At 63.3% G+C, this 25712-nt stretch carries 29 protein-coding genes, 1 tRNA gene and 1 pseudogene; 19 read left to right on the forward strand and 12 right to left on the reverse strand.

The features are described 5' to 3' along the window. Positions 1 to 81: 81 nt before the first annotated feature. On the reverse strand, positions 82 to 741 hold the full coding sequence (locus NKI61_RS02815; protein WP_023681392.1) for a phosphoribosylanthranilate isomerase: 660 nt from the start codon (positions 739 to 741) through the stop codon (positions 82 to 84). A 109-nt stretch (positions 742 to 850) separates the two neighbouring features. Between NKI61_RS02815 and NKI61_RS02820 the strand changes: the two genes are divergently transcribed. Then, a complete protein-coding gene (locus NKI61_RS02820; protein WP_352838809.1) occupies positions 851 to 1069 on the forward strand; it encodes a hypothetical protein in 219 nt (72 codons plus the stop codon). Between the two features lie 18 nt (positions 1070 to 1087). Here the strand turns inward: NKI61_RS02820 and NKI61_RS02825 are convergent, their stop codons facing one another. The 4 genes from NKI61_RS02825 to NKI61_RS02840 form a co-directional block, all read right to left on the reverse strand. Beyond that, positions 1088 to 1846, reverse strand: coding sequence for a M48 family metallopeptidase (locus NKI61_RS02825; protein ID WP_352838810.1), 759 nt, complete (start codon positions 1844 to 1846; stop codon positions 1088 to 1090). Positions 1847 to 2044: 198 nt separating this feature from the next. Next, positions 2045 to 2530, reverse strand: a complete 486-nt coding sequence (locus tag NKI61_RS02830) for a DUF2852 domain-containing protein (protein ID WP_023672286.1) — start codon at positions 2528 to 2530, stop codon at positions 2045 to 2047. Between the two features lie 117 nt (positions 2531 to 2647). Beyond that, the gene (locus NKI61_RS02835) at positions 2648 to 3790 is read right to left on the reverse strand and encodes a benzoate/H(+) symporter BenE family transporter (protein ID WP_352838811.1); all 1143 of its coding nucleotides are present in this window, start codon (positions 3788 to 3790) and stop codon (positions 2648 to 2650) included. A 6-nt stretch (positions 3791 to 3796) separates the two neighbouring features. Further along, entirely contained in the window at positions 3797 to 4567 is a 771-nt protein-coding gene (locus tag NKI61_RS02840; protein WP_023681389.1) for an alpha/beta hydrolase, read from the reverse strand. Between the two features lie 247 nt (positions 4568 to 4814). Between NKI61_RS02840 and infC the strand changes: the two genes are divergently transcribed. The 8 genes from infC (at position 4815) to NKI61_RS02880 (ending at position 11917) form a co-directional block, all read left to right on the forward strand. Next, a complete protein-coding gene (gene infC, locus NKI61_RS02845; RefSeq protein WP_023744911.1) occupies positions 4815 to 5351 on the forward strand; it encodes a translation initiation factor IF-3 in 537 nt (178 codons plus the stop codon). Positions 5352 to 5483: 132 nt separating this feature from the next. Then, positions 5484 to 6122 (forward strand): methyltransferase family protein, encoded by a 639-nt coding sequence (locus NKI61_RS02850; RefSeq protein WP_023755491.1) that lies wholly within the window; start codon positions 5484 to 5486, stop codon positions 6120 to 6122. Between the two features lie 184 nt (positions 6123 to 6306). Then, positions 6307 to 6510 carry a 50S ribosomal protein L35 gene (gene rpmI / locus NKI61_RS02855; RefSeq protein ID WP_006201248.1) on the forward strand — a complete coding sequence of 68 codons (204 nt, stop codon included), beginning with the start codon at positions 6307 to 6309 and terminating at the stop codon, positions 6508 to 6510. 39 nt (positions 6511 to 6549) lie between these two features. Continuing rightward, a complete protein-coding gene (gene rplT / locus NKI61_RS02860) occupies positions 6550 to 6951 on the forward strand; it encodes a 50S ribosomal protein L20 (protein ID WP_023672281.1) in 402 nt (133 codons plus the stop codon). A 296-nt stretch (positions 6952 to 7247) separates the two neighbouring features. After that, complete coding sequence (gene pheS, locus NKI61_RS02865; protein WP_032891898.1) at positions 7248 to 8300, forward strand: phenylalanine--tRNA ligase subunit alpha; 1053 nt, start codon at positions 7248 to 7250, stop codon at positions 8298 to 8300. Beyond that, complete coding sequence (locus NKI61_RS02870) at positions 8297 to 8746, forward strand: GFA family protein (protein ID WP_023687441.1); 450 nt, start codon at positions 8297 to 8299, stop codon at positions 8744 to 8746. The genes pheS and NKI61_RS02870 overlap by 4 nt, the downstream gene beginning before the upstream one ends. Continuing rightward, positions 8746 to 11154 carry a phenylalanine--tRNA ligase subunit beta gene (gene pheT, locus NKI61_RS02875; RefSeq protein WP_352838812.1) on the forward strand — a complete coding sequence of 803 codons (2409 nt, stop codon included), beginning with the start codon at positions 8746 to 8748 and terminating at the stop codon, positions 11152 to 11154. The genes NKI61_RS02870 and pheT overlap by 1 nt, the downstream gene beginning before the upstream one ends. Positions 11155 to 11314: 160 nt before the next feature. Then, complete coding sequence (locus tag NKI61_RS02880; protein ID WP_023672277.1) at positions 11315 to 11917, forward strand: nucleotidyltransferase family protein; 603 nt, start codon at positions 11315 to 11317, stop codon at positions 11915 to 11917. A gap of 219 nt (positions 11918 to 12136) precedes the next feature. Here NKI61_RS02880 and NKI61_RS02885 read toward each other — a convergent pair whose 3' ends face one another. Continuing rightward, a complete protein-coding gene (locus NKI61_RS02885; protein ID WP_352560028.1) occupies positions 12137 to 13132 on the reverse strand; it encodes an aldo/keto reductase in 996 nt (331 codons plus the stop codon). Positions 13133 to 13228: 96 nt separating this feature from the next. On the opposite strand from NKI61_RS02885, the gene NKI61_RS02890 reads away from it, so the two are divergent. From NKI61_RS02890 to NKI61_RS02905, 4 genes are all read left to right on the forward strand, one after another. After that, positions 13229 to 14119: a LysR family transcriptional regulator gene (locus tag NKI61_RS02890; protein ID WP_023687444.1), complete on the forward strand. Its 891-nt coding sequence runs from the start codon at positions 13229 to 13231 to the stop codon at positions 14117 to 14119. A gap of 149 nt (positions 14120 to 14268) precedes the next feature. Continuing rightward, positions 14269 to 14847 carry a cytochrome b gene (locus NKI61_RS02895; protein WP_352838813.1) on the forward strand — a complete coding sequence of 193 codons (579 nt, stop codon included), beginning with the start codon at positions 14269 to 14271 and terminating at the stop codon, positions 14845 to 14847. Between the two features lie 68 nt (positions 14848 to 14915). Then, positions 14916 to 15491, forward strand: a complete 576-nt coding sequence (locus NKI61_RS02900) for a YceI family protein (protein WP_352838814.1) — start codon at positions 14916 to 14918, stop codon at positions 15489 to 15491. Positions 15492 to 15569: 78 nt separating this feature from the next. Next, entirely contained in the window at positions 15570 to 16556 is a 987-nt protein-coding gene (locus NKI61_RS02905) for a Gfo/Idh/MocA family protein (protein ID WP_352838815.1), read from the forward strand. 79 nt (positions 16557 to 16635) lie between these two features. Here NKI61_RS02905 and NKI61_RS02910 read toward each other — a convergent pair whose 3' ends face one another. Both NKI61_RS02910 and NKI61_RS02915 read right to left on the reverse strand, forming a co-directional pair. Further along, the gene (locus NKI61_RS02910; protein WP_352789021.1) at positions 16636 to 17484 is read right to left on the reverse strand and encodes an alpha/beta hydrolase; all 849 of its coding nucleotides are present in this window, start codon (positions 17482 to 17484) and stop codon (positions 16636 to 16638) included. A 53-nt stretch (positions 17485 to 17537) separates the two neighbouring features. Next, the gene (locus tag NKI61_RS02915; protein WP_023672270.1) at positions 17538 to 17903 is read right to left on the reverse strand and encodes a VOC family protein; all 366 of its coding nucleotides are present in this window, start codon (positions 17901 to 17903) and stop codon (positions 17538 to 17540) included. 147 nt (positions 17904 to 18050) lie between these two features. Here NKI61_RS02915 and NKI61_RS02920 point away from each other — a divergent pair, with 147 nt between their 5' ends. After that, positions 18051 to 18359 (forward strand): hypothetical protein, encoded by a 309-nt coding sequence (locus NKI61_RS02920; RefSeq protein ID WP_352443601.1) that lies wholly within the window; start codon positions 18051 to 18053, stop codon positions 18357 to 18359. Between the two features lie 32 nt (positions 18360 to 18391). Continuing rightward, positions 18392 to 19282, forward strand: coding sequence for a sigma-70 family RNA polymerase sigma factor (locus NKI61_RS02925; RefSeq protein WP_023732742.1), 891 nt, complete (start codon positions 18392 to 18394; stop codon positions 19280 to 19282). Positions 19283 to 19312: 30 nt separating this feature from the next. Here the strand turns inward: NKI61_RS02925 and NKI61_RS02930 are convergent, their stop codons facing one another. Beyond that, on the reverse strand, positions 19313 to 20041 hold the full coding sequence (locus NKI61_RS02930; RefSeq protein ID WP_023714481.1) for a GntR family transcriptional regulator: 729 nt from the start codon (positions 20039 to 20041) through the stop codon (positions 19313 to 19315). A 147-nt stretch (positions 20042 to 20188) separates the two neighbouring features. Here NKI61_RS02930 and NKI61_RS02935 point away from each other — a divergent pair, with 147 nt between their 5' ends. Next, a complete protein-coding gene (locus tag NKI61_RS02935; RefSeq protein ID WP_352838816.1) occupies positions 20189 to 20734 on the forward strand; it encodes an autotransporter in 546 nt (181 codons plus the stop codon). 99 nt (positions 20735 to 20833) lie between these two features. Here NKI61_RS02935 and NKI61_RS02940 read toward each other — a convergent pair. The 3 genes and pseudogenes from NKI61_RS02940 to NKI61_RS02950 form a co-directional block, all read right to left on the reverse strand. Beyond that, a pseudogene (locus NKI61_RS02940) lies at positions 20834 to 20986 on the reverse strand (LysR family transcriptional regulator); the annotation flags it as partial. A 32-nt stretch (positions 20987 to 21018) separates the two neighbouring features. Next, a tRNA-Arg gene (locus NKI61_RS02945) sits at positions 21019 to 21095 on the reverse strand. Positions 21096 to 21290: 195 nt separating this feature from the next. Next, complete coding sequence (locus NKI61_RS02950; protein ID WP_023672265.1) at positions 21291 to 22823, reverse strand: ATP-binding protein; 1533 nt, start codon at positions 22821 to 22823, stop codon at positions 21291 to 21293. Positions 22824 to 23124: 301 nt separating this feature from the next. Here NKI61_RS02950 and rpmH point away from each other — a divergent pair, with 301 nt between their 5' ends. From rpmH to yidC, 3 genes are read left to right on the forward strand one after another with little or no spacing between them, the layout of a single operon-like run. Next, complete coding sequence (gene rpmH / locus NKI61_RS02955; RefSeq protein ID WP_008833937.1) at positions 23125 to 23259, forward strand: 50S ribosomal protein L34; 135 nt, start codon at positions 23125 to 23127, stop codon at positions 23257 to 23259. Positions 23260 to 23275: 16 nt separating this feature from the next. Further along, positions 23276 to 23629 (forward strand): ribonuclease P protein component, encoded by a 354-nt coding sequence (gene rnpA / locus NKI61_RS02960; RefSeq protein ID WP_023672264.1) that lies wholly within the window; start codon positions 23276 to 23278, stop codon positions 23627 to 23629. Between the two features lie 14 nt (positions 23630 to 23643). Beyond that, positions 23644 to 25458, forward strand: coding sequence for a membrane protein insertase YidC (gene yidC / locus NKI61_RS02965; protein ID WP_352838817.1), 1815 nt, complete (start codon positions 23644 to 23646; stop codon positions 25456 to 25458). Positions 25459 to 25712: the final 254 nt, after the last annotated feature.

A 25712-nucleotide genomic window follows, 5' to 3' on the forward strand; every position in this document is an offset into this window, starting at 1 on the left:
CCTGGTCTTGGTTCTGAGCATGTCTTATCGGAAAACCGGTTCCCACTTCTCCGGAACATGCTCGGGTTCGAAAGAAGTGCCTCAGGCAGCGCGGTCGTCGCGCGCGGCCCTGACGGCCCGGAAGAACTGCTCGATCAGCGCCGGATCCTTGACGCCCGGGCCGCTTTCCACCCCCGACGAAATGTCTATCGCGGGCGGATTGGCTGATATCAGGGCGTCGCCGATATTGGCGGCGTTGAGCCCACCGGAAAGCATGTAATCGAGCCCGGCGTCAAGGCCGGCCAGGATGCGCCAGTCAAAGGCGACGCCATTGCCGCCCGGAAGTTGCGAGCCCTTTGGTGGCTTGGCATCGAACATGAAGCGATCGGCAACGCCGATGAACGGCTTTAGCCGCTCGAGATCGGCTACCTCACTGACGGAGAACACCTTCATGACAGGCAGGCCGTAGCGAGCTTTCACCTCGGCCACCCGCTCGGGCGTCTCCGTGCCGTGCAACTGCAGCATGTCGGGGCGCATCTTTGCGACGATCTCATCCAGGAACGCGTCATCGGCATCAACCGTCACGGCGACCGCCCTGGCCTTGCCGATTGCCGCCTCGCGCAGGCGGCCGGCTGCCGCAGGCTCGACATAGCGCGGGCTTTTAGCAAAGAAGATGAAGCCGACATGGCTGGCGCCGCCGGCCAGGGCCGCGGCCATTGCCTCATCGGTCTTCAATCCACAGATCTTGATATCGAGCGCCATGGCGCGGGGATTGGCACGAAACCGGCCAAGAGTCGAGAAAAAGCATCCTGTTTGCCGGCAACGCCAAAGGCGCTACCTATTGATGGGAGAAGCAAGGCGGAGCAGACGAATGGCCGACCAGAGCATAGCCGAACTCAGGCAGAAGATTGCGCAAGCCCGCGACGTCATCGCCCATCTGATGCAAAACGCCGCCTTCGACGGGGCGGAAGCGCACCGGGTCCTGGATTATTTCGGCAGCGATGCGTTCGAGCAGAATTTCCTGCCATGGCCGCGCCATGGCGACGAAGGGCTGCGGCCTGAAGAGCTTAATGCGGCCAATGATGATTGAGCGCGGCGCTGGCGCAGGCTAATCGAACACAATCGCCTGCAACGCCCCACCATTCCTCTTCAGCCAGTCCTTGCAGCGGTCGGTGTCGGGGCAGAGCTGCTCGCACAGTTTCCAGAATTTCGGGCCGTGGTTCATCTCCTTGAGATGCGCCACTTCATGCGCGACCAGGTAGTTTATCACCGGCGTCGGCGCCATCATGATGCGCCAGGAGAAGGACAAATTGCCGTCGGAGGTGCAGGAACCCCAGCGGCTCGACGTGTCCTTGAAGCGGATCGCCTTGGCGCGCTTGCCGAGTGCCTCGGTATGTTTGACCACCAGCTTCTCGATGTCCTTCTTGGCTTCGCGCTTCAGGAAGTCGGCGATGCGGCGCGGCAAATGTATGCGCTCGCCATGGACGATCAGCAGCGGACCGCGCTCGTCGCGCGACACGGTGACGGTGCCGCGTTTCGACGGTTCGTGGACGATGCGATGCGCGACGCCGCGTATCGGGATCTTGATGCCGGGGCGCACTTGCGGCCGTGTCGGTACCTTGGCCAGTCGCTGCTCCAGCCAGTCCTGGTGGCGGTGAAGGAATTTCTCCACCTCGCCGCGGCGCAGGCCCGGCGGCACGGTGATGCGCAGCCCCTGGCCGCCCGAATCGATGCGCAGCGTCAGCCGCCGTGCGCGGGCGCTCTCGACGATCCTGAGCGGCAGTGTGCGGCCGGCAACGACGTGCTCTCGCTCTTCGACAGGCGAGGGTTTTGGTTTGGTCAGGTTGCGGAAAAAGCCGAAGGACATGGCTGAACGATACGCGATTCGAGGAAAACGACCAGAACAAAAAAGAAACGGCGCCGCTCGCGCGACGCCGTCCATCATGCCAAGGCCTGTCCTACAGCGCCGCGCGTCTCTGACGCGCAAAGGACGCTGTAGCACTCTAATTTGGCGCATGAACCTTTCCGAAAATCGGTTTCGATTTTCGGGGTCATGCGCGCAGCCTCAGTCGTCAAGCAGGTTCGGGCCCTTGCGCTTGGGGGTCGCGGGCTTGGCCGTTTCGGCCGAGCCTGTTTTCGCAGGCGCCGTCGACTTGTTGCGGTTGGCCATGAAGCGGTCGAACTCGTCCTGGTCCTTGGCGCGGCGCAATTCGCGGGCGTACTCATCGAACTCGCTCAGCATCTCGTCGAGCTTGCGACGCTCTTCGGCGAGGCGTTCGAGTTCCTTCTCGCGCCAGTCGTCGAAAGCGACATTGCCGGTGCGGGCCGAACCGTGGCCCCAGCGCGCGGCCTTGTCGGAACCGCGGCGGCAGCCGGCGAAGATGCCGTCCGTGGCGCGGTTGACGTCGCGCTTGAAGCCGTCAAGCCGGTCGCCCCAGATGATGTAGGCGAGCATGGCGAAGCCAAGCGGCCAGAACACCATGAAGCCGATCACCATCAGCGCGATGGTCGCCGGCGTCCAGGCCGGGCGGATCAATGCGGATGTGTTCATTTTCTCCCATTCCTTCGGTTGGAGACAGCCAAGAGCGGCTGCGTGGATTCGAAATGGGATGAGAAAAACGGCGATTCAAGACAACGTCCGCCAAAACCGGACAAGGTCCTGGAATGATTATCGCTTTTTGAGCGCTTCGAGGAAAAGCACGACCAGGCCGGCGACCAAGCCCCAGAAGGCGGCGCCAACGCCGAACAAAGTCAGCCCCGACGCGGTGACAACGAAGGTGACAGTAGCCGCCATGCGCTGGTCCTCTTCCTTGAGGGCGATCGACAGCGCGTTGGCGAGCGATCCCATCAGCGCCAGGCCGGCTACCAGAACAATCAGGCTCTGCGGCAGGACGGCGAAGATCGCCACCAGCGAGGCGCCGAAAACCGCGAAGATCAGATAGGCAAGTGCATAGAAGGGTCCGGTCTTCCAGCGCTCGGCCGGGTCGGGATGGACGTCCGGCCCGGTGCAGATCGCCGCAGAGATCGCGGCCAGATTGGTGGTCGAGCCGCCAAACGGCGCCGACAGCAGCGAGAACAGGCCGGTGACGCCGATCAGCGGGCCGGGTTCGGGGTGATAGCCGGCGGCGCGCAAGACGGCGAGACCCGACAGGTTCTGCGACGCCATGGTGACGAGGTAGAGCGGCAGCGCCAGGCCGATGACGGCTGCGGCGCTGAAATGCGGGGCAATCAGCGTCAGCGTCGACAGTTCCGGCGCCGGCAATCCGCCGACGCGGCCTGTCAGGAATGCGGCGATGCCGCCGCCGATCAGCACCGCCAGCACCGACAGCGCCGGGTTGAACAGGCGAATGACGAAGAAGGCCGCGATCAGCGGCAGGATCAGCCAAGGGTCGACCGGAATGGTCTTGACGGCATTGAGCGCGAAGGTGACGACGATGCCCGCCAGCATGCCGGACGCGACTGACGCCGGTATCCTTGATATCAGCTGGGTCAGCGGCTTGAACAGGCCGGTGGCGATCAACATTAGGCCGGTGACGATGAAGGCGCCGACCGCATCGGCCATGGTAAACCCGCTCGATGCCGCCATCAGCGCCAGGCCCGGTGTCGACCAGGCGGTGATGATGGGTATTTTCGTGCGCCAGGACAGCCACAAGCATTCGATCGCCATCGCCACGCACACTGCCGTCACCCAGCTCGCGGTTTCGGCTTGCGTGGCGCCAACCGCCTTGGCGGCGGCAATGACGACGGCCAGCGTGCCGCCGAAGCCGACGATTGCCGCGACAAAGGCGGATATCGGGATGGAAATGCGCATTCTCGCCTACCCCGCCCGCTGAACCATGTCGCCCACCGCCCTCAGCAGCATGTCGAGATCCTGCGGCCGCGACAGGCGGTGGTCGCCGTCGGGAATGAGCGACAAGGTGACGTCGTCGGCCGGCAGCAGCGAGACCAGCTTCAGCGCATGGCTTGCCGGCACATCGGCATCGGCCAGGCCCTGCAGGATGTGGACGGGGCAATGGGTATCGATCGGCCCGGTCATGACCCGGTTCGCCCTGCCGTCCTCGATCAGCGCGCTTGTGTAGATGTAAGGCTCGGCGGAATAGTCCGAAGGTTCTTCGAAAAAGCCTTTCTCCCGGAGGTCGCGCCTCTGTTCCTCCGTCAGAGCCGGCTCGACCAGCTCGGCGGTGAAATCCGGCGCCGGCGCGAGCAGCACCAGGCCAACCACATTGCTGTCGCCCGCCTTGCGCAGTTCCTGCACCATGCGCAGCGCGATCCAGGCGCCCATCGACGAGCCGACCAGGATTTGCTTGCCCTCGGTGAAACGCCGGAAGACGGCGAGGCTCTCGCCAAGCCATTTCGAAATGGTGCCGTCGGCAAAGGCGCCGCCGGATTCGCCATGGCCGGAATAATCGTGGCGCAGATACGCGCGGCCTTCCCTTGCCGCCCAATCCGACAACGTCTGCGCCTTCGTGCCCAGCATGTCGGATTTATAGCCGCCGAGCCAGACGATGCCGGGCGTTGCGCCCGAGGAATGGCGAACCGCGATATCAATGCCGTCGACATCCAGCAGGGTTGGGGTGGTCGCGGTCATGGCTGTGGATCAATCCTGGTTCTGGGGGCCTGATTGCGGGAGCCTGATTTTACTTGCCGGTCTTTTGACACAGGCACAGGCGAGGCGGAAAGTGCTCGCGACATCCTTTGTTTGGTGCAGGCCTGCGATCAGGGTGATTTTCTGTCAGCGCTGTGCTATTGACTCCGCCCGCGCGCTCACCACATTGGCGCGTCCTGAACATTTCTAGATTGAAACCCTGAACGAAACGGCCAAGGAGACCACGACCATTCGCAGACCTTTCAAAGCAGCGGCGCCCACCAAGGATGGCCCGCGCTCCAACCGTGATATCCGGGTTCCCCGGGTCCAACTGATCGACGCCGATGGCCAGAACCGCGGCGATATTTCCATCAACGACGCATTGCTGCTCGCCGAAGAGGCAGGGCTCGATCTGGTCGAGATCTCGCCCAATGCGGTGCCGCCTGTCGTCAAAATTCTCGATCTCGGCAAATTGAAATACGCCAACCAGAAGAAGGCGGCCGAGGCGCGCAAGAACCAGAAGGTCATCGAGATCAAGGAGATCAAGATGCGCCCGAACATCGACAGCCATGACTACGAAACCAAGATGAAGGCCGTGCGGCGCTTCTTCGAGGAAGGTGACAAGGTCAAGCTGACGCTGCGCTTCCGCGGCCGCGAGATGGCGCATATGGAACTCGGCATGCAGCTCCTGAACAAGGTGCGCGAGGAGACGGCTACCATCGCCAAGGTCGAAGCCGAGCCGAAGCTGGAAGGCCGCCAGATGATGATGGTGCTGGCCCCGCGCTAGATCAGTTCGGGCGTTGCGCTCTAAATCCGCCTGAATCCTGTCTCATGGCGTCCCGGCGATCGGCGGGACGCCGATTCTCCTGTCCAGACGCCGCGATCGCCGGCAAAGCTTCTCGACGATCGGATTCCCGACATGGCCAATGAAATCAACCCTGCGCCCATCAAGGAGCTGGGCGGCTACCAGCACATGCGCCGGATGGTGCTTGCGGTGCTGGTGGTGGTGCTGTTTGCGGCACTGCTGTTCGGCCAGTCGACCTTCCCGCCCGATACCCCGGTGCATGAAACGATCGAGATGGTCGGCGTGCTGCTGATCTTCCTTGGCGTCGTCGGCCGCTTGTGGTCGACACTCTATATCGGGGGGCGCAAATCCTCCGAAGTGGTCACCGGCGGACCCTATTCGATCACCCGCAATCCTCTCTACGTGTTCTCGACCGTTGCCGCCGCCGGCGTCGGGGCGCAGATCGGCTCGTTCTCCGGCATCGTCCTGTTTGCGCTTTTGTGCGCCGGCGCCTTCCACATCGTCATCCTGCGCGAGGAACGGTATCTCAAGGAGGTTCTCGGCGCGCCCTACACAGCCTATCTGGCGCGGGTGCCGCGTTTCTTCCCCAAGCTGTCGCTCTACCAGGAAGGCGACACCGGCAGCTTCAAGCCGCGCCTCTTGCTGACCACCTTGCTCGACGGGCTGGTGTTTCTGGTGGCGTTGCCGGTGTTCGAGACCATCGATGGCGCCCAGCAATCGGGCATTCTGCCGGTGCTGTTCAGGCTGCCCTGATCGCGGACAGAGCGTCGCAGCCGCTCGGGTGTTGCGCGCCAGCCCGCTTTGACGTATAGGACCGCCGTTCCAAGAAAACCGCCCGGCAGGGCATGCCGTGGCGGTTTCATTTGCTTTTCGGGCTTTTGGTCCGCCCGAAGCGAACAAGAAGCGCGATTGTGCGCCACCAATACGGAGTAGCAAAATGCCCAAGATGAAGACCAAATCGGCCGCCAAGAAGCGGTTCAAGATCACAGGTACGGGTAAAGTCCTGTCGGCTGCGGCCGGCAAGCGTCACGGCATGATCAAGCGTTCCAACAAGTTCATTCGAAATGCCCGCGGCACGATGGTTCTGGCTGAACCGGATGGCAAGAAGGTCATCAAGAATTTTCTGCCGAACGGCCTCTGAGCATTCGGTTTCAGGAACAGCGTTTAAGGAGATCATGACATGGCACGCGTAAAAAGAGGCGTCACCTCGCACGCCAAGCACAAGAAGGTCCTGAAAGCCGCGAAAGGCTTCTACGGCCGCCGCAAGAACACCATTCGCATCGCCAAGCAGGCGGTCGAAAAGTCGATGCAGTACGCGTATCGCGACCGCAAGAACCGCAAGCGCTCGTTCCGCGCGCTGTGGATCCAGCGCATCAACGCCGCGACGCACGAGCATGGCCTGACCTATGGCCGCTTCATCGACGGCCTCAACAAGTCCGGTATCGAGATCGATCGCAAGATCCTGTCCGACATGGCCATCCATGAACCGCAGGCGTTCGCCGCACTCGTGGCCAAGGCCAAGGTCGCGCTCGAATATCTGAAGAACACCACCCCGAATGCTTTTGAAAGCGCTGTCGCCTAGAGCATGATGCCAAAAAGTTGCTGACTTTTTGGACAACATCATGCTCAGGGAAATTCAGCGAGGAGCGCGATCTTTCCGAAAAGTCTGCAACTTTTCGGGATCGGGCTCCGAGCCCAGCGCTTCCCAGCATTCGCAATTCTGATTGGGGAACCCGCGCTGGCACGGCTGGCGCGGGTTTTTCTTATGGCTGAACTTTCAACTTGAAAGTGACTTTCACCTCAAAGTTGACTCCCAACACAGCGAGTTTGACCGTGAACGACATAGCTACCGGCTTGGATACTCTCGAAAACTCCCTGATGGCCGACGTCGCGTCGGCCGCCGATGAGGCTGCTATCGAAGCCGTGCGCGTCGCGGCTCTCGGCAAAAAGGGGTCGATCTCGGAATTGCTGAAGACACTGGGCGCGATGAGCGCCGAGGAGCGCCAGGTCAAGGGCCCCGCGATCAACGGCCTGAAGAACCGCGTCACCGAAGCGCTGACGACACGCAAGGCCGAGCTGAAGGATGTTGCTGTCACTGCGCGCCTCGCCGCCGAGACGGTCGACGTGACGCTGCCGGTGCGGCAATCGCCGGCCGAGCGCGGCCGCATCCATCCGATCAGCCAGGTCATCGACGAGATCGCGGCGATCTTCGGCGATCTCGGCTTTGCCATCGCAGAAGGTCCCGATGTCGAGAGCGACTATTACAATTTCACCGCGCTGAATTTCCCCGAAGGGCATCCGGCGCGCGAGATGCACGATACCTTCTTTTTCCAGCCGGACGAGAAGGGCGAACGCAAGCTGTTGCGCACCCACACCTCGCCGGTCCAGATCCGCACCATGGAGAAGCAGAAGCCGCCGATCCGCATCGTCATTCCGGGCAAAACCTACCGGCAGGACTCTGACGCCACCCACTCGCCGATGTTCCATCAGGTCGAGGGTCTGGTAATCGACAAGTCGGCCAATGTCGCCAACATGAAGTGGGTGCTGGAGGAGTTCTGCAAGGCGTTCTTCGAGGTGCCGCAGGTGAAGATGCGCTTCCGGCCGTCGTTCTTCCCGTTCACCGAGCCAAGCCTCGAGGTCGACATCCAATGCGACCGCTCGCGGCCCGGCGAAGTGCGCTTCGGCGAAGGCTCCGACTGGATGGAGATCCTCGGCTGCGGCATGGTCCACCCCAATGTGCTGCGCGCCGGCGGGCTCGATCCCGACGAATATCAGGGCTTTGCCTGGGGCATGGGAATCGACCGCATCGCCATGCTGAAATACGGCATGCCGGACCTGCGCGCCTTCTTCGACGCCGATGTGCGCTGGCTGTCGCATTACGGTTTCCGGCCGCTCGACATGCCGACGCTGTTCGGAGGTCTTTCCGCATGACGGCGCCGCACGCCGGTGGCTGCCGCTGCGGCGCGGTACGGTTCGAGGCCTCGGTCGAACCGCACCATGTCAGCTATTGCCATTGCGGCGATTGCCGGCGCGCCAGCGGCGCGCCGGTGTCGGCCTTTGTCGGCTTCCTTACCGAGCAGGTGGCTTTCACCGGCAAGGCGCTGAAAATGTACGAGAACGGCCCGGTTACACGCTCGTTCTGCGGCATTTGCGGTTCGCCGATCGCCTATGTCGATGAGCGGTTGGAAGACCACATCTACTTCATGCTCGGCGCCATGGACATGCCGGCCTGTTTCCGGCCGACGCACCATGCCTATGTGCGCGAGCAACTGCCTTTCCTGCATATGCCCGACGACCTGCCGCGCCATTTGAAGACCAGCGTGCCCCGACCCGATGGACAAGGTCCGGGCGGGTACAGACAAAACGGAACACAGTGATGAAACTCACCCTCTCCTGGCTCAAGGATCATCTCGACACCGACGCCACGCTCGACGAGATCGTCGAGAGGCTGACCTCGATCGGCCTCGAAGTCGAGCATGTCGACGACAAGGCCGGCCTGAAGCCGTTCGTCATCGCCAAGGTGCTGACCGCCGTGCAGCATCCCGACGCCGACCGGCTGCGGGTGCTGACCGTCGACACCGGCAATGGCGCGGCCCCTGTCCAGGTGGTGTGCGGTGCGCCGAATGCCCGCGCCGGCCTGATCGGCGCCTTCGCCGCGCCCGGCACCTATGTGCCCGGCATCGATGTGACGCTCACCGTCGGCAAGATCCGCGGCGTCGAGAGCCATGGCATGATGTGTTCCGAGCGCGAGCTGGAGCTGTCGGATGAGCACAATGGCATTATCGACCTGCCGGCCGATGCGCCTGTCGGCACCAGCTTCGCGGCTTACGCGCATCTCGACGATCCGGTGATCGAGATCAATCTGACGCCGAACCGGCCGGATGCGACCAGCATTTACGGCGTCGCCCGGGACCTGGCGGCAAGCGGGCTTGGCCGGCTCAAGACCGCGCCGGTCGAAGCGGTCCTTGGCAAAGGTGAAACGCCGGTCAAGGTGACCATCGAGGCGCCGGAGCTCTGCCCCGGTTTCGCGCTGCGCCTGGTGAAAGGCGTGAAGAACGGGCCGTCGCCGAAATGGCTGCAGCAAAGGCTGATCGCCATCGGCTTGCGCCCGATCAGCGCGCTGGTCGACATCACCAACTACGTCACCTTCGACCGTGGCCGGCCGCTGCATGTGTTCGATGCCAAGAAGGTCGCCGGCAATCTCGTCGTGCGCCGCGCACGCGACGGCGAGAAGGTGCTGGCGCTCGACGGGCGCGAATACACGCTGACGCCGCAGATGTGCGTGATCGCCGATGATAATGGCGTCGAATCGATCGCCGGTGTCATGGGCGGCGAGCATTCCGGCTGCGACGAGAGCACCACGGACGTGCTGATCGAATCCGCTCTTTGGGATCCGATCACCACGGCCCGCACTGGCCGTACGCTCGGCATCATCACCGATGCCCGTTACCGTTTCGAGCGTGGCGTCGACCCGGAATTCATGGTGCCCGGCGTCGAGCTGGCGACAAAGCTTGTGCTGGAGTTCTGCGGCGGCGAGCCGACGGAAATCGAGGTCGTCGGCTACGCCGGCCATACGCCGAAGACCGTTTCCTTCCCGCTTTCGGAAGTGAAGCGGCTGACCGGCATCGAGGTGCCCAGGGCGGAGAGCCTCGACATCCTGTCGCGCCTCGGCTTCAAGCCGCAGGGCTCGGGCGATGTCGTCGATGTAGCGGTGCCGTCCTGGCGCCCGGATGTCGACGGCAAGGCCGACCTGGTCGAGGAAGTCATGCGCATCCACGGTGTCGACAACATCGCACCGCAACCGCTGGGCGCGCATGATGCGGTCAATTCCAAGATCCTGACCACGCTGCAGGTCCGCACCCGCACCGCCAAGCGCTCGCTCGCCGTGCGCGGCATGATGGAAGCCGTCACCTGGTCGTTCATCCCGGCCAGGCACGCCGAACTGTTCGGCGGTGGCCAGACGGCGCTGAAGCTCGCCAACCCGATCGCCGCCGACATGTCCGACATGCGTCCCTCGCTGCTGCCCGGGCTGATTTCCGCCGCGCAGCGCAACGCCGACAAGGGCATTGGCGACGTCGCGCTGTTCGAGGTCTCCGGCACCTATGAGGGCGACGGCCCCGACCAGCAGCGACGCGTCGCCGCCGGCGTGCGGCGCGGCACCGCCAAGCTCGACGGCTCCGGCCGCAGCTGGGCCGGCAATGCAGGCCCGGTTGGCGTGTTCGACGCCAAGGCCGATGCGATTGCAGCGCTGGAAGCCTGCGGCGCGCCGGTCGACCGGCTGCAGATCGAGCCAGGCGGTCCGGCCTGGTACCATCCCGGCCGCTCCGGCACGATCAAGCTCGGCCCGAAGACGGTGCTCGGCACGTTCGGCGAGTTCCACCCGAAGACGCTGGAGGGGCTCGACGTTTCCGGACCGCTCTGCGGCTTCGAGGTCTATATCGACGCCGTGCCCGAGCCGAAGGCCAAGCCGTCGAAAACCAAGCCAAAGCTGGAGCTGTCCGCCTTCCAGGCGGTGAAGCGCGACTTTGCTTTCGTCGTCGACAAGACGGTGGAGGCCGGCGCGCTGGTGCGCGCGGCGCTCGCCGCCGACAAGAAGCTGGTCACCGGCGTTTCGGTGTTCGATGTGTTCGAGGGGGCATCTCTCGGGACCGCCAAGAAGTCGATTGCCATCGAAGTATCTATCCAGCCGGTTGAAAAGACGCTCACCGACGAGGATTTCGAGGCGCTGGCCAAGCGCATCGTCGACAATGTCGGCAAGCAAACGGGCGGCATGCTGAGAACGTAGAGCGGCTAACGCCGCCCTACGTATTTCGACTTCACGCAATTCTTAGGGAAAGCGCGTCTTAGGGAAAGCGCGGCGCGCTTTCCCAGTAAAACCGCTACACACTTTTCCTGGAATTGCTTCTGAGGATTGCCGGCAGTTGCGAATCGCTCTCCAAAGGGCGATGGACCATCTGCGCTATTCCGGTCTGCCGTTCGAAGCCCAGCGCGAAGCGTTTCTCGCCATGGTGTTGGCGGATGCGCTCGTCAGCGACGCGCTGGAGCGGGCCCGCACGCTGGCGTTGCCGGACTGGCTGGTGGTGTCCGGCGCGCTCTACAACAGCGTCTGGAACCACCTGACCGGCAAGGCGCCGGGCTACGGCATCAAGGATGTCGATCTCTTCTACTTCGATGACAGCGACCTGTCCTACGAGGCCGAGGACGCGGTCATCCGTCGAGCCGCGCAGCATTTCGAGGGGCTGGCTCTGCCGGCCGAGGTGCGCAACCAGGCACGGGTGCATCTGTGGTATCCGCAGAAATTCGGCCAGCCCTGCCCGCGCTATACGAGTTCCAGCGAGTCGGTGAGCTATTTTGCTTCGAAGACGCATGCGGTCGGGGTGCGATACGATGCCGATGGGCAGCTTGAGGTCGTGGCGCCGTTCGGGCTGGATGACCTCTTCGCGTTTCGCATCACGCCCAACCGGCTGATGGATAACAGGCGCACGCATGAGGCCAAGGGGGCGAGGGCGAAGGCGTGCTGGCCGGAGATTACGGTGGTGCCTTGGTAATACGAAATGGCGGCGCGAGGCACCCCCCTCTGGCCTGCCGGCCATCTCCCCCGCAAGGAGGGAGATTGGCAGCTTCATCGTTGGCGCACTTTCTGCAACGTTGGTGATTGGCGAAAACAGCGACGACAGCCGATCTCCCCCCTTGCGGGGGAGATGTCCGGCAGGACAGAGGGGGGTGCCGCGCGCTGACTTCTCAGGGCGCCAAGCTCCCCCGCTTGTTCACCCATTCACCAGCGCCAACAGTTCCTCCGTATAGCGCTTGCCAACCACCTTGTCCGGCGACAGCGCATCTCCAATCGCCGCGACCTCAGCCGCGCTCAGCTCGATCCCGGCCGCCGCTGTGTTCTGCTCGAGATGGCGGATCTTTCTTGCGCCGGGGATCGGCACGATGAAGTCGCCCTGGTGCAGCACCCAGGCCAGCGCCAGCTGGGCCGAGGTGACGCCTTTTTCCACCGCCAGCTTTTCCAGCGTCGCAACGACCTTGGCATTAGCGGCCATGGCGTCGGCCTGGAAACGCGGCAAGGTCCGGCGCCAGTCGTCGTCGCTGAGGGCCTCGGGCTTGGCGATGGTGCCGGTGAGCAGGCCGCGACCGAGCGGGCTGTAGGGGACGAAGCCGATGCCGAGTTCGCGGCAGACATCGAACACTTCGTCTTCGGGGTCGCGGCTCCACAGCGAATATTCACTCTGCACGGCAGCGATCGGATGCACGGCGTGCGCCCGGCGGATGGTGGTGGCACTGACCTCCGACAGGCCCAGCGCCCGCACCTTGCCGTCGCGCACCAGTTCCGCCATGGCGCCGACCGTGTCCTCTATCGGCACGTTGGGATCGACGCGGTGCTGGTAGTAGAGGTCGATAACATCGGTATCGAGCCGTTTCAGCGAGGCTTCCGCCACTGCCTTGACGTGCTCCGGGCGGCTGTCGACGCCGACCATGCGTTCGAGGCCTGAGCCTTCCTCGGAAATCTTGAAGCCGAATTTGGTGGCGATCGTCACCCTGTCGCGCACCGGCTTCAACGCCTTGCCGAGAAGGATCTCGTTCTCAAAGGGACCATAGACTTCGGCGGTGTCGAAAAACGTCACGCCGATCTCGACAGCGCGGCGCAGCGTGGCGATTGCATCCGCCTCGGCCTGACCGCCATAGGCGAAGCTCATACCCATGCAGCCGAGGCCGACGGGGAAGACTTCGAGTTCAGTACCAAGTTTGCGGGTTTTCATGGCGCATCTCCTTGTTGCGATGAAAGAGAGATAGCGCCTAGCTTTACGTTCGATAATTAGCTGTCATTCGCACGGGCTGTTCTATAAAATAGAGCAATGAACCGAGCGCATCTTTCTCAACTCGCTGTACTGGCAACAGTCGCCCAATGCGGTAGTTTTCGCGGCGCGGCGCGCGAACTGGCCATCGCGCCCTCGGCAGTGAGCCATGCCGTGTCCAGCCTGGAGGCGCGGCTGGGCGTGCGGCTTTTGGCGCGCAGCACCCGCAGCGTGGCACCAACGGAGGAGGGCGCGCAGCTGCTCGAACGGCTGCGGCCGGCGCTGTCCGAGATCGATCTGGCGCTGGAAACGGCGATCGAGGCGCGCGACCGGCCGGCCGGGAACCTGCGGCTGACCGTGCCGCGCACCGCGGCCCACCTGGCATTGACGCCCAGGCTCGGCGGCTTTGCCGCGGCCTATCCTGACATCGTCCTGGAAATCGTCATCGAGGATCGCTTCACCGACGTCGTCGAAGGCGGCTTCGATGCCGGCGTGCGGCTCGGTGAGAGCCTGCAGCGCGACATGATCGCGGTGCGCATCGGACCGGACCTTCGCGGCGCCGTGGTCGGCGCGCCATCCTATTTCGCGACCATGCCAAGACCCCGCCATCCGCGCGATCTTGCCGACCACCGCTGCATCCGCTTCCGTTTTTCCAGCGGCATTCTTTACCGCTGGGAATTCGAGAAGGATGGCGAAGAGATCGAGATCGCGGCGCAAGGGCCGCTGATCCTCGACGAAGACCATCTGATCGCCCAGGCGGCGGTCGACGGCGCTGGGCTCGCCTTCGTCTTCGACGATTATGTGCGCGCGCCGCTCGCCGACGGTCGCTTGATCCGCGTGCTGGAAGACTGGTGTCCGCCCTTCGACGGTTTCTTCGTCTACTACCCCAGCCGCCGCCAGATGCGCCCGGCGCTGCGGGCGTTTGTGGATTTCTTCAAGGTCGGTGCTTAGCCACCTCCCCCTAGTGGGGAGGGTCGATCCGCGTAGCGGATCGGGGTGGGAGTCTTCGTAGGGCGCTACCCCCACCCCGTCGCTTCGCGCCGACCCTCCCCACAAGGGGGAGGGTGGAAGAAAGCCCAGCTGCCATTCGTTCACCAGCCATGCCGGCATTCATCACCAACAACTCAACCCGCTACGGCTGGGCGGCGATCGTCCTCCACTGGCTGATCGGCATCCTGTTCATCGGCCAGTTCATGCTCGGCTTCATCATGGTGCGGTTGACCAGCCAGCGCACCGCCTTCGAGCTGATCCAGCTGCACAAATCCTTCGGCTTCCTGCTGCTCGGCCTCCTCATCCTGCGCATTGCCTGGCGGCTCGGCAATACGGCCCCGGCCTTGCCGGCCTCGGTCGGAGGCCTGGAGCGTCGGACGGCGCCGCTGGCGCATCTGGCACTTTATGGCTTCCAGCTCGCGGTGCCGCTGTCCGGCTGGGCACTGGTTTCGGTGTCGATGCTGGAGATACCCAGCATGCCGTTCAATCTGTTCGTGATGCCGAACCTGCCGCTCGGCGTGTCCGATGCGGCGGAAAACTTCTGGGCGGCAGCACACTGGTATCTCGCCTATGCCGGCATTGCCTTGGTTGCGCTGCATGCGCTGGCGGCGCTGCGGCATCATTTCTGGCTGCGCGACAGCGTGCTCACGCGCATGATCACGCCTTCGTCAGATCAGGACATGGAATAGCGCGCGCCGCGCATTCGTTCATTGGAGTGAGGGCGCAACACTTCGCCTGCCCCAGAAGGACAAAACCCATGTATGCGCGCATCTTCGGATTGGCGGCTGTTGCCGCTTGCCTTGCCATGCCTGTCTCCGCCGCTGTGGACCTCGGCGACGCCGCCGGCAGCTACACGGTCAACCCGGCCAGCTCCAGCATTCGCTTCTCCATCGGCAAGGTCGGTGGCGGCGGCCTCGACGGCGCCTTTGGCCGCTTCAAGGGCTCCATCCGCATCGACAACAGCGATGTCGGCCGTTCCGCGGTCAACTTCACCATCTATCCCGAAAGCGTCGGCACCGGCCAGGGCCGCATCGACGCCTTCCTGCGCTCCGATGCGGTGTTCGACGTGGCCAACAGCCCCGAAATCCAGTTCCGCTCGACCAGCGTAACCCGAACCAGCGACACCACGGCGCTGGTCAGCGGCCGGCTGACGGCGTGCGGCAAGACGTTTGCGGAAAAATTCACTGCCGAGCTCGGCGGGCTGAAGGGCGGCGTCATTAAATTCCACGTCACCGGCAAGGTGCTGCGCTCCCGGTACGGCATGGATGTCGGCACGCCGATCTATTCGAATATCGTCGATTTCGACATGACGCTGACGGGCAAGCGAGGCTAGCAGGACCAGCGATCCGCATTGGCTTTTCCCGCAATTTCGGGCAAACCTCCTCGCCTGTAAATCGATAGGAGAAGCCTGATGTTCCGATGGGGTGTTTTGTCGACGGCCAAGATCGGCCGCGAGCAATTGTTGCCGGCAATCGTCGAGGCCGAGAATGGCGTTTTGTCCGCGATCGCCAGCCGCGACCTGTCGAAGGCCGAGGCCCTGGGCAAGCGGTTCGGCGCCAGGCATGCCTTTGGTTCGTATGAGGAGCTGCTCGCTTCGAAAGACGTCGACGGCGTCTACATCCCGCTGCCGACCTCGCAGCATGTCGAATGGACGGCCAAGGCCATCGAAGCGGGAAAACATGTGCTGGTGGAGAAGCCGCTGGCGCTCGACGCCAAGGACATCGCGCCGCTGATCAAGCTGCGCGACCAGAAGAAGGTGCTGGTCTGCGAGGCCTTCATGGTCATCTACCACCCGCAATGGATCAAGGTGCGCGATCTCATCGCCGATGGCGCCATCGGCCGGCTGCGCCATGTGCAGGGCGCCTTCTCCTATTACAATGTCGATCCCACCAACATGCGCAACCAGCTCGATCTCGGCGGCGGCGCGCTGCCTGATATCGGCGTCTATCCGACGGTGTCGACGCGGTTTTCGACCGGCAAGGAGCCGCTGCGCGTGCAGGCGACGATCGAGCGCGACAAGAAATTCGGCACCGACATCTATTCCTCGATCCGCGCCGATTTCGGCGATTTCGAACTGTCCTTCTATCTGTCGACGCAGATGGCGGCGCGGCAGGTGATGGTGTTCCACGGCGAGAAGGGTTTCATCGAGGTGTTCTCGCCGTTCAATGCCGGGCTCTACGACCATCACCGCATCGAATTGCACAACCAGAACCACACCGAGGCGCAGGTGTTCCGCTTTCCCGGCACGCAACAGTACCGGCGCGAGGTCGAGACGTTTGCCAGGGCGGCACAGGGCGGCAAGGAGCGTATCTTCACGCTGGAGGAGTCCGTACTCAACCAGAAGGTCATCGACGCCATCTTCCGCGCCGGTGCCAAGGAAGGCTGGGAGGCCGTCTGATACACCAATCTTAGCCGGTAATTTCATGGGAGAAGGGCATTGTGCATGCGGACGCTCCTTTCCTATTGGACTGACGATCTCACGCGCCTCTGAGCGTCAGGTGCAAGGTCTCGGCGAAGCGATCGGGATAGGGCGCAAAGCCCATATGGTCGCCGGGGAAGGCGGCGCGCTTGCTGCCGAGCCTGTCGGCCAGCGCCTTGCCCATGCCGTCGATCGGCTGGCCGATGGACTCTTCGCCGATGCCGACCACGACCGGGCGGCCGCGCAGCGCCTCGATATCAGGACGGTAGAGCGACAGCGGCATGACGCCATGCGCCAGCCAGTATTCGAAATTGCCGCTGACCCTGGCAAAGGTCTCGGCCTCCTCGGGCGACGGTTCGAACGAAGGCGGTCCGTCCTGCGGCCCGGCTTCATCCTGACCCGGCCCTTCCGACAGGCTGTTCTCGCTGAAGAATTTCTGCATCGCCGCCTCGACACCCTGGCTGCGATAGGTGTCGTGCAGGTCGCGCATGCCGGCCAGTGACGGCGACGGGTCGTGGAGCAGCATCATGCTGGGCGGCTCATGCGCCACCAGTGCACGAACCCGGCCGGGATGGCGGGCGGCGAGGTTGAGCCCGATCTGGGCGCCGCCGCTGGTGCCGAACACATAGGCCGGTCCGGCGCCAAGCGCCTCGATCAATCGCGCGGCATCGTCGCCATGGACATCGAGGTCCTGCTCTTGCGGCTCTCCGTCGAAGGTGCTGCGCGAATTGCCGCGCGGATCATAGGCGACCACCGTGTAGCGGTCGGCGAGGTGGCCCGCGACATCGGCGAAGACGCCGGCGTCCTGCGGTCCGCCGGGGATTATCAACAGTACGGGGCCGGAACCGCGCATCTCATAATAGAGGCTGGCGCCCGGTACTTTCAGCGTCGACGTTTGGGGGGTCATGTCCATCTCTCCTGTTGTTCTCATGTCAAAGTTCGGCTTTGCGCCGGGTCCGATCATTTGCTGGCGACAACCATGCGGTTGCCCTCGCTGTCGCGGAATTCGGCGACCGTGCGGCCCGGCTGCCAAGGCGCTTCCTGCGGCTCGGTGATGATTTCGACGCCGCGCGCCTTCAGGCCCGCGACCGTTGCCTCGACATCGCCATCAACGAGCACCAGCACGGGCTCAGTGCCCGGCGTGTCATCGGGGCGTTTGACGAAATGCAAATTGGTGACGGCGCCGGGAAATGTCAGCTCGATCCAGCGCCAGCCGCTGTCGCCCATCAGCTGGTCCTCCGCCACCTGGCAAGCAAGATGTCCGGTGTAGAAGGCCTTGGCGCGGTCCTGGTCGAACACCGGCAATTCGGCAAACTGGATGTGCATGATGGGTCTCTCCTGCTCCTGGACGGCTGCCGCGCAGCCGTCGACGGGAAAGACGATCCGGACGATCGAAAAGATTCGCCGGGCGACGAATCTTTTCGAGGCCGCGAAACGTCTTCTCTGTGCAGAGTTGAAAAACAGGAGACGACAATGGGCTGCAATCTCATCCGCTACGGCGTGAAGGACGAAAGCATCGCCGAGAACCGTATGCTGGTTGCACAGGTGTTCGACGCACTCGACGACACGAAGCCGCAATCTGTGCGCTACCTCGTCCTGGAACTGGAGAATGGCGAGTTCATCCATCTTGTCAGCCAGGATGGCGACGGCCTGACCGGGCTCACAGCCTTCAAGGCCTTCAGCGCCGATCATGCCGGACGCCGCTCGACGCCGCTTGCCAGATCGCCGGCAAAGATCGTCGGCAATTATCGTATGCTGGCCGGCGAGGTCGTGCCGGCTTGAATGCAAAGACCGGCATTTAGGGAACGGACAGGATGAACACAGCAAAACTCGACCGCGTTGCCCTGGAGGCGATGCTCGGCTCCTTGCGACCGAAGCTGCACCGCTACTGCGCCCGCATGGCCGGCTCGGTGATCGATGGCGAGGACATCGTCCAGGAGACACTGATCAAGGCACTGCAGGCCATCGACGGCGACGCCGCCGTCGAGCGTCCGGAGCAATGGCTGTTCCGCATAGCCCACAATGCCGCGCAGGATCATCTGCGCCGGCGCCAGCGGGAGCAGGCGCGCATGAGCGAGACCGACATGACGACGATCGAAGACCCCTCCGCAAGCGCCGATGCGAGGCTCGCCACCGCCGCCAGCCTGCGAAGCTTCATGCAGCTGGCAACAGTGCAGCGCAGCGCCGTGATCCTTGTCGACGTGCTTGGCCTCAGCCTGCACGAAACCTGCGAAGTGTCCGGCGCGACCCTGGCCGCGACCAAGGCAGCGCTGCATCGCGGGCGGTCGCAGCTGCGCCTGCTGGCGTCACAGGACGAGCAGGCGCCTGCCCCAAAACTCGACGCCGGTGACGAGCGGCGCCTGCGCCGCTATGTCGACCTGTTCAACGCGCGCGACTTCGACGCCGTGCGCGCGTTGATTGCCGAGGACATCCAGCTTGAAGTCGTCAATCGCACCCGCATGCGCGGCAAGGCGCAGGTTTCCAACTATTTCGGCAATTACGACCGTGTCCAGGATTGGGCGCTGTCGCTCGGCTTCGTCGACGGCAGGCCGGCCATCCTGATCCGCAGCCCGCAAGCGGGAGATGACGCCGTGCGCGGCTTCATGCTGGTCGACTGGCAGGATGGAAAGGTCAGCCATATCCGCGATTTCCGCTACGCGCCCTATTGCCTTGCCGATGCGGACATCCGCTTCATCGACGAGTAAGCATCGGCCAGAGAGCGCGGGCTTCGCGCCTCAGGCGAAGCTTTGCAAATTGGCGTCCTGCAGCTTGGAGCCGGCGAGCAAGGCCTCGAGCACCTGCTTCTTGAGCGACAGGCACTGCGAGCGGGCAAGCTTTGCGATGGCCGAGACTTCGGCCAGCTCGCAGGCAAGCACCAACTCCTTCTGCTGGCCGATGATCGCTTGCGTGAAGTCGCGCGATTTGAAGCCGAGATGGAGGACACGCTCCGACTGGTCGAGCGTTTGGTCGAGCAGGCGAACCAGCCGCAGATTGCCGGAGAGTTCGGCCAGGGCCAGGCGAAAGGCGCGGTCGGCCGCCAGAAAGGCGACATGGCTGCGCAGCGTCTCCGGCTTCAGCACCTTCTGCGCCGCCAGCCTGATGTCGTCGAGCCCGCGTTCGGTGAGGTTTGCCGCGGCCACCCGGAACACTTCCGGTTCGATCAGGCTGCGGACGTCGAAGATCTCGTTGACGTCGCGCAGGCTGAGCGGTGCGATGACATAGCCGCGGCGCGGCTCGCTCTTGATCAGCCCTTCCTGCGTCAGGCGGGCCAAAGCCGAGCGGATCGTCGCCTTTCTGATCTGGTAGCGGTCGCCGATCTGCTTTTCGGTCAGGCTTTCGCCGGGTTGCAGGACGCAGGCGACGATGTCGCTCTTCAGCTGCTCATAAGCTTCCTCGCTGCGCAATATGTCGGCGGTCGACGGCGCCTTGACGGCGGACGGTGACACTGATTTCGGAAGAGCCATATCTGCCTGCCCGTGTGGTCTGCCCGCGTAGTCTGCCCGCGTAGTCTGCTTGCCCGTTTCGAGCATCCGGTTGACGGGTCTGTCGGCATTCGCTAGCCTGAGCATCTCAGTTGTATTGGTTGAGCTTCCCAATGGAGATGACGACAAATGTCTCTTGCCGCCAACTCGCCTCTTTACGCCGTAACCGCCGATATCGTCAACGCAGCCAAAGGTGGTGCTCATGTCTTCGAACGGGTCAAGGCGGTGCTGCGCGAACACACCGATCGCTTCCATGCATCAGGCGTGCTCGCGCATGAGGAAGACGACGATGAGGTGCTGCTGCACGCCAGCCCTGACTTGACCATCTACCACATCACGCTGTCGCCCGGCCTGCAGTACCCGCCGCACAACCATCTGATGGATGCGCTGATCGGCATCTACAAGGGCAGCGAGACCAACTTCATCTATCCCGTCGACGGCAGCGAGATCGATGCGCCGGAACGCCACGACGTCGCGGCGCCCGCGGTGGTGCACATGACCCCTGATACTGTGCACGCGGTCGCCAACACCGGCAACGCCCGCTCAGGCGCCCTGCATGTCTATCTCGGCAATCTTACCGAGACCCACCGCCACATGTGGAGCCCGGACAGCACCCACGCCGAGCCGTTTCACAATGAGCGGTATCTGGCTGGGGCGAGGCCTATTGGGCCCTGATCCGGGAAAGCGGAATAAAAGTGAGCCTGCTGCGCGGCGGCGCGAGCGAGCGTTCCGCGTCGCCGCGCCCAGATAACAGTCGCCGCGTACCGGACCATTTCAAGAACATCGCAGCGCGTTTATAGCGCAGTCAGGCTGACGACTGGGGTAATAAATGAAGAAGCCCGGAATAGGCGGCGTCCAGTTCTCCAGTACTCGAATGAGGCGGTGCTCAGCAACATGCTCTTCATATGCGAGCCCAAGACCGGCTAGCGGATCGCAGGAAATCACAGTTTCGGCGGGAATGGCGCGCCCGAAGAGATTCGAACTCCTGACCCCCAGATTCGTAGTCTGGTGCTCTATCCAGCTGAGCTACGGGCGCGCAACAGGCCATGCTTTACATAGCCCCGCTAACCGATCCTGACGACCGGCCGCGACAAGACGTGTTCCCTAGCGACTGAATTTCCGAAAAGCAAGCCAATCCGGCAAAAGTTTTGTCGCAGCTGCTTTCGACGGTGCCGATCAAGGGGTGCTGAGATTCAGCTCAGTCCGGCTTCGGCTGAATATTAAATACAGCTCAGGCAGGGCGGCGCAGGCCGTTGCGGGCCTGGTCGAGGCGGACCGGCTGGTCGGGGATGGTGACGGCGAAGGTGGTGCGGCCGCCGATCGATTCGACCAGCTCCACCGTGCCGCCATGGGCGCGGATCAGTTCGTGCGCGATGGCCAGGCCAAGGCCGGTGCCGCCGCTGCGGGCCGAGCCGCGAAACGCCGCGAACAGGTTTTCTCGCGCCTTCGCCGGCAGGCCGGGACCGGTGTCGGTGACAATGATGCGGCTTACGCTGCCTATGCGCTCGGCCGATACGGCGAGCCGGCGCACCAGCGCGCTCTCGGCGTCGGCCGCCATCGCCTGCACCGCATTGCGGCACAGATTGGTGAGCACGCGAAACAGCTGGTCGGAATCGGCATCGACCTCGAAAGCGAGCTCGACGGCATTGACGAACTCGATGCCGTCCTCGATGTCGAGCAGGCCGTGGACGTCGTCGACCAGCTGGCGCAGCCGCAAGCGGCGGCGTGAGGGCGCCGGCTCCTGCGTGCGACCATAGTGGAGCACGCCTTCGGAATAGGAAACGGCTCGGTCGAGCGCGCGCAACAGCTTTGGCGCGAAGGCCTGCACCGTCGGGTCCTTGACCAGGCGCAAGCGGTCCGACATCAGCTGCGCCGAGGCCAGGATGTTGCGCATGTCGTGGTTGATCTTGGAGACGGCGAGGCCAAGGTCGGCAAGGTGCTTCTGCTCCGACAGCATCTTTTGCAGCCGTTCCTGCATCTGCGACAGTTCGCGCTCGGCAACGCCGATCTCGTCGGCACGGGCGGCCGGGTGGATGATGCGCCCTGGATCGTCGGGCGCCTCGGAAAAGGACAGCATCGAGCGCGTCATGGTGCGGATCGGGCCGATCATGATCAGGTCGATCGCGGCATAGACCAGCATTGCGGTGAACAGCGAGATCAGCAGCGAGACGAAGGCGACGTTGCGCGAATAGCGCAGCATGGCGTTGCGCAGGGAATAGTCGGGCATGATCAGCTCGAATTCCTTGTCGCTGTCGCCGACCGGGCCGAACACCCTGAGCATGCGCTTGCCGCCGAAGAACAGCGTATCCAGCGCCCCGGTCATGCCCTTGATCATGCCGACATTGGCGATATCGATATGCTCGTCGACCTGCGGCGGCATCTCGGCCACCACCAGCAGGCGCGACACGCCGCCGTCGCGCACCGCGATCGCCTTGGCGCCGATTGCCATCAGCACGTCGTTCTGGGCGGCGCGGGAGAGCGAATTGGGCTCGCCCTGCACCAGCACGATCGACACCGCGGCAGCGGTGCTTAGCCGCTCCTTCAGCCAGGCCAGGCGGTAGCTGGCGATCCAGGGCAGGAAAATGAGGACTTCGGCCAGGAGCACGAAGACAATGGTGAGCAAGAGCAGCTTGGTCGACAGGCCGCGCGCCAAGGGCACTGAACGATTGGGCACCGAACGGCTCGCAACCGGGCGAACGGTCGCCGGGCTGGCATCGGCTGTCGCCGGGCCGCTCCCTTCATCCGCTGATGCAACTTCGCTCATTAAGGCCTGTCTTCACAAACGCTTGATCGGTTGAGATTAGGCGATTGCGGCTTTTTTGCCAATTTCATCCTTCGTTGGACGATGGTGCCAGCAATAAAAGACCGCCTCGAACTGGGTGTTCGCGCTGCGACGAACTCATAGTTCGCGCTGGATTGACTCCCAAAACCCTTCTTTCTATAAGCCGCTCACGCTCGGGCCATTCGTCCCGGCGCGGTTTCGATCGCGCCAATGCCGGCCCGGCAAAGCTCCTGTTACACAGTGACAGAATCAAGAAGGGCCGCACCCCGCGGTATTAAAACAAATGAAGCGTACCTACCAACCGTCCAAACTCGTCCGCAAACGCCGGCACGGTTTCCGTGCTCGCATGGCCACCAAGGGTGGTCGCGGCGTCGTCGCAGCTCGCCGCAACCGCGGCCGCAAGCGGCTCAGCGCCTGAACGGAAGACGAGATCGTTGCCCGCAACCGGCAAGCCAGTGGGACCAAACCCCAAGCGGCTTCTGAAACGTGCGGAATTCCTGGCCGTCCGCCGCGGTGAAAAGCGGCGCGGGCGGCTTTTTCTCGTCGAAGTTCTCGACCGCAATGACGGCCTGCCGCCGCGCGTCGGCTTCACCGTCACCAAGAAGGTCGGCAATGCGGTTGTCCGCAACCGCGTCAGGCGGCGGCTGAAAGAAGCCGTGCGCACCCATGCCGCAAGTGACATGGCGCCCGGCAATGACTATGTCATCGTCGGGCGTGAAGACGTGCTCACCATTCCGTTCGGCCAGTTGAAGGCCGAACTCTCCCGCCGTCTCAGCGGAACACGATAGGCCAAGGGCTTTCGATGGAAAACAACCGGAACTTCTACATCACCATCGTCTTGTCGGTGCTGATCCTCGGGCTGTGGCAATATTTCTATGTGCTGCCGCGCAGCGAACAGCAGCGCGAGGCGGCCCGCATCGAAGAGCAGCGGGCGGCGGAGCAGAAGAAGGCGGCCGAGGCCGCCAACCCCGGCGGCACGCCGGCGCCCGCAGCGCCCGGCGCCATTCCAAACGCGCCCGGCACCTATGTCACGACGCCGGAAGGCCGCGCGCAGGAAGTGGCCAAGACGGCCCGCGTCAACATCGACACGCCGAGCCTGTCGGGCTCGATCAACCTGGCCGGCGCGCGTCTCGACGACCTAAAGCTCAAGCACTACACCGAGACGGTCGACAAGACATCGCCGCAGATCCAGCTGCTCAATCCGCAGGCGCTGCCCACCGGCTATTATGCCGAGATCGGCTTTGTCGGCAGCGACACGACCGGCACGGTGCCGGGCCCGGAAACGGTCTGGAGCGTCGACGGCAATGCGACGCTGACGCCGGCGACGCCAGTGACGCTGACCTTCACCAACGACAAGGGCCTGACCTTCAAGCGCACGATCTCCGTCGACGGCGACTACATGTTCACCGTTTCCGATGCGGTGCAGAATTCAGCCTCGACCCCCGTCACGCTGTCCAATTACGGCCGCGTCATCCGTTTCGACAAGCCGGCCGTCGCCAGCTCCTATGTGCTGCATGAAGGCCTGATCGGCGTCACGGGAACCGAAGGCCTGCAGGAGCACAAATACGCCGACATCGAGAAGAACAAGCTCTATACGCCGAGCAAATCGACCGATGGCTGGCTTGGCATCACCGACAAATATTGGGCGGTTACCCTGGTGCCGACCGAGAAGCAGCCGTTCCAGCCGCACTATGCCTATTACGACAATGGCCGCCCGCGCTACCAGTCGGACTTCCTCACCGACCCGATCACCATTGCCGCCGGCCAGTCGGCGACGGTCGAGACCGAGATCTTCGCCGGCGCCAAGGAAGTCAACAAGATCAACGCCTACGCCCAGGACCGCCAGATCAGGCTGTTCGACCGGCTGATCGATTGGGGATGGTTCATCTGGATCACCAAGCCGATGTTCTACCTGATCGACACGCTGTACAAATTCTTCGGCAATTTCGGTCTGGCCATCCTTGCCACCACCGTCGTCGTCAAAACCCTCTTCTTCCCGCTCGCCAACAAATCCTATGCGTCGATGGCGAACATGAAGAAGGTGCAGCCCAAGATGCTCGAGATCCGCGAGAAATACGCGGACGACAAGATGAAGCAGCAACAGGCGATGATGGAGCTGTACAAGACCGAGAAGATCAATCCGCTCGCCGGCTGCTGGCCGGTGGCGCTGCAGATCCCGGTGTTCTTCTCGCTCTACAAGGTGCTCTACATCACCATCGAGATGCGGCACGCGCCGTTCTTCGGCTGGGTCCAGGATCTGGCGGCGCCCGATCCGACCTCGGTCTTCAACCTGTTCGGCCTGCTGCCCTTCGCGCCACCGGCCTTCCTGCCGCATATGGGCGCCTGGGCGGTGGTCATGGGCATCACCATGTTCCTGCAGATGCGCATGAACCCGACGCCGCCGGATCCGACGCAGGCGCAGATCTTTACCTGGATGCCGGTGATCTTCACCTTCATGATGGGCAGCTTCCCGGCCGGCCTCGTCATCTACTGGGCCTGGAACAACACGCTGTCGATCCTGCAGCAAGGCGTGATCATGAAGCGCCAGGGCGCCAAGATCGAATTATGGGACAATCTGACGGCATTGTTCCGAAAGAAACCCTCGCCAGCTGAATAAACAGCGTGGCAATCAAAGCCCCGGCTCGTCCGGGGTTTTTGTGGACGAGGCGCGCATCACGTTCCCGTGAGGCGCGAAACTTGCGGCGTGCAACCGGCGTGGCTGCTGCTTGTACCGCCAAGGCCGATCAACACCGATCAGCTCTAATCCGAAGACCGCTGTTTTTGATCCGTGACCCCGTCATGTCCATCGCGGGGATGCGGCGCGTGGAATGGGCATTCGCCTATAAGTATTTGTTATCATTATCGTTTTTT

The organism is Mesorhizobium sp. M0514 (assembly GCF_040321145.1).
In the GTDB taxonomy this organism is placed as follows: domain Bacteria; phylum Pseudomonadota; class Alphaproteobacteria; order Rhizobiales; family Rhizobiaceae; genus Mesorhizobium.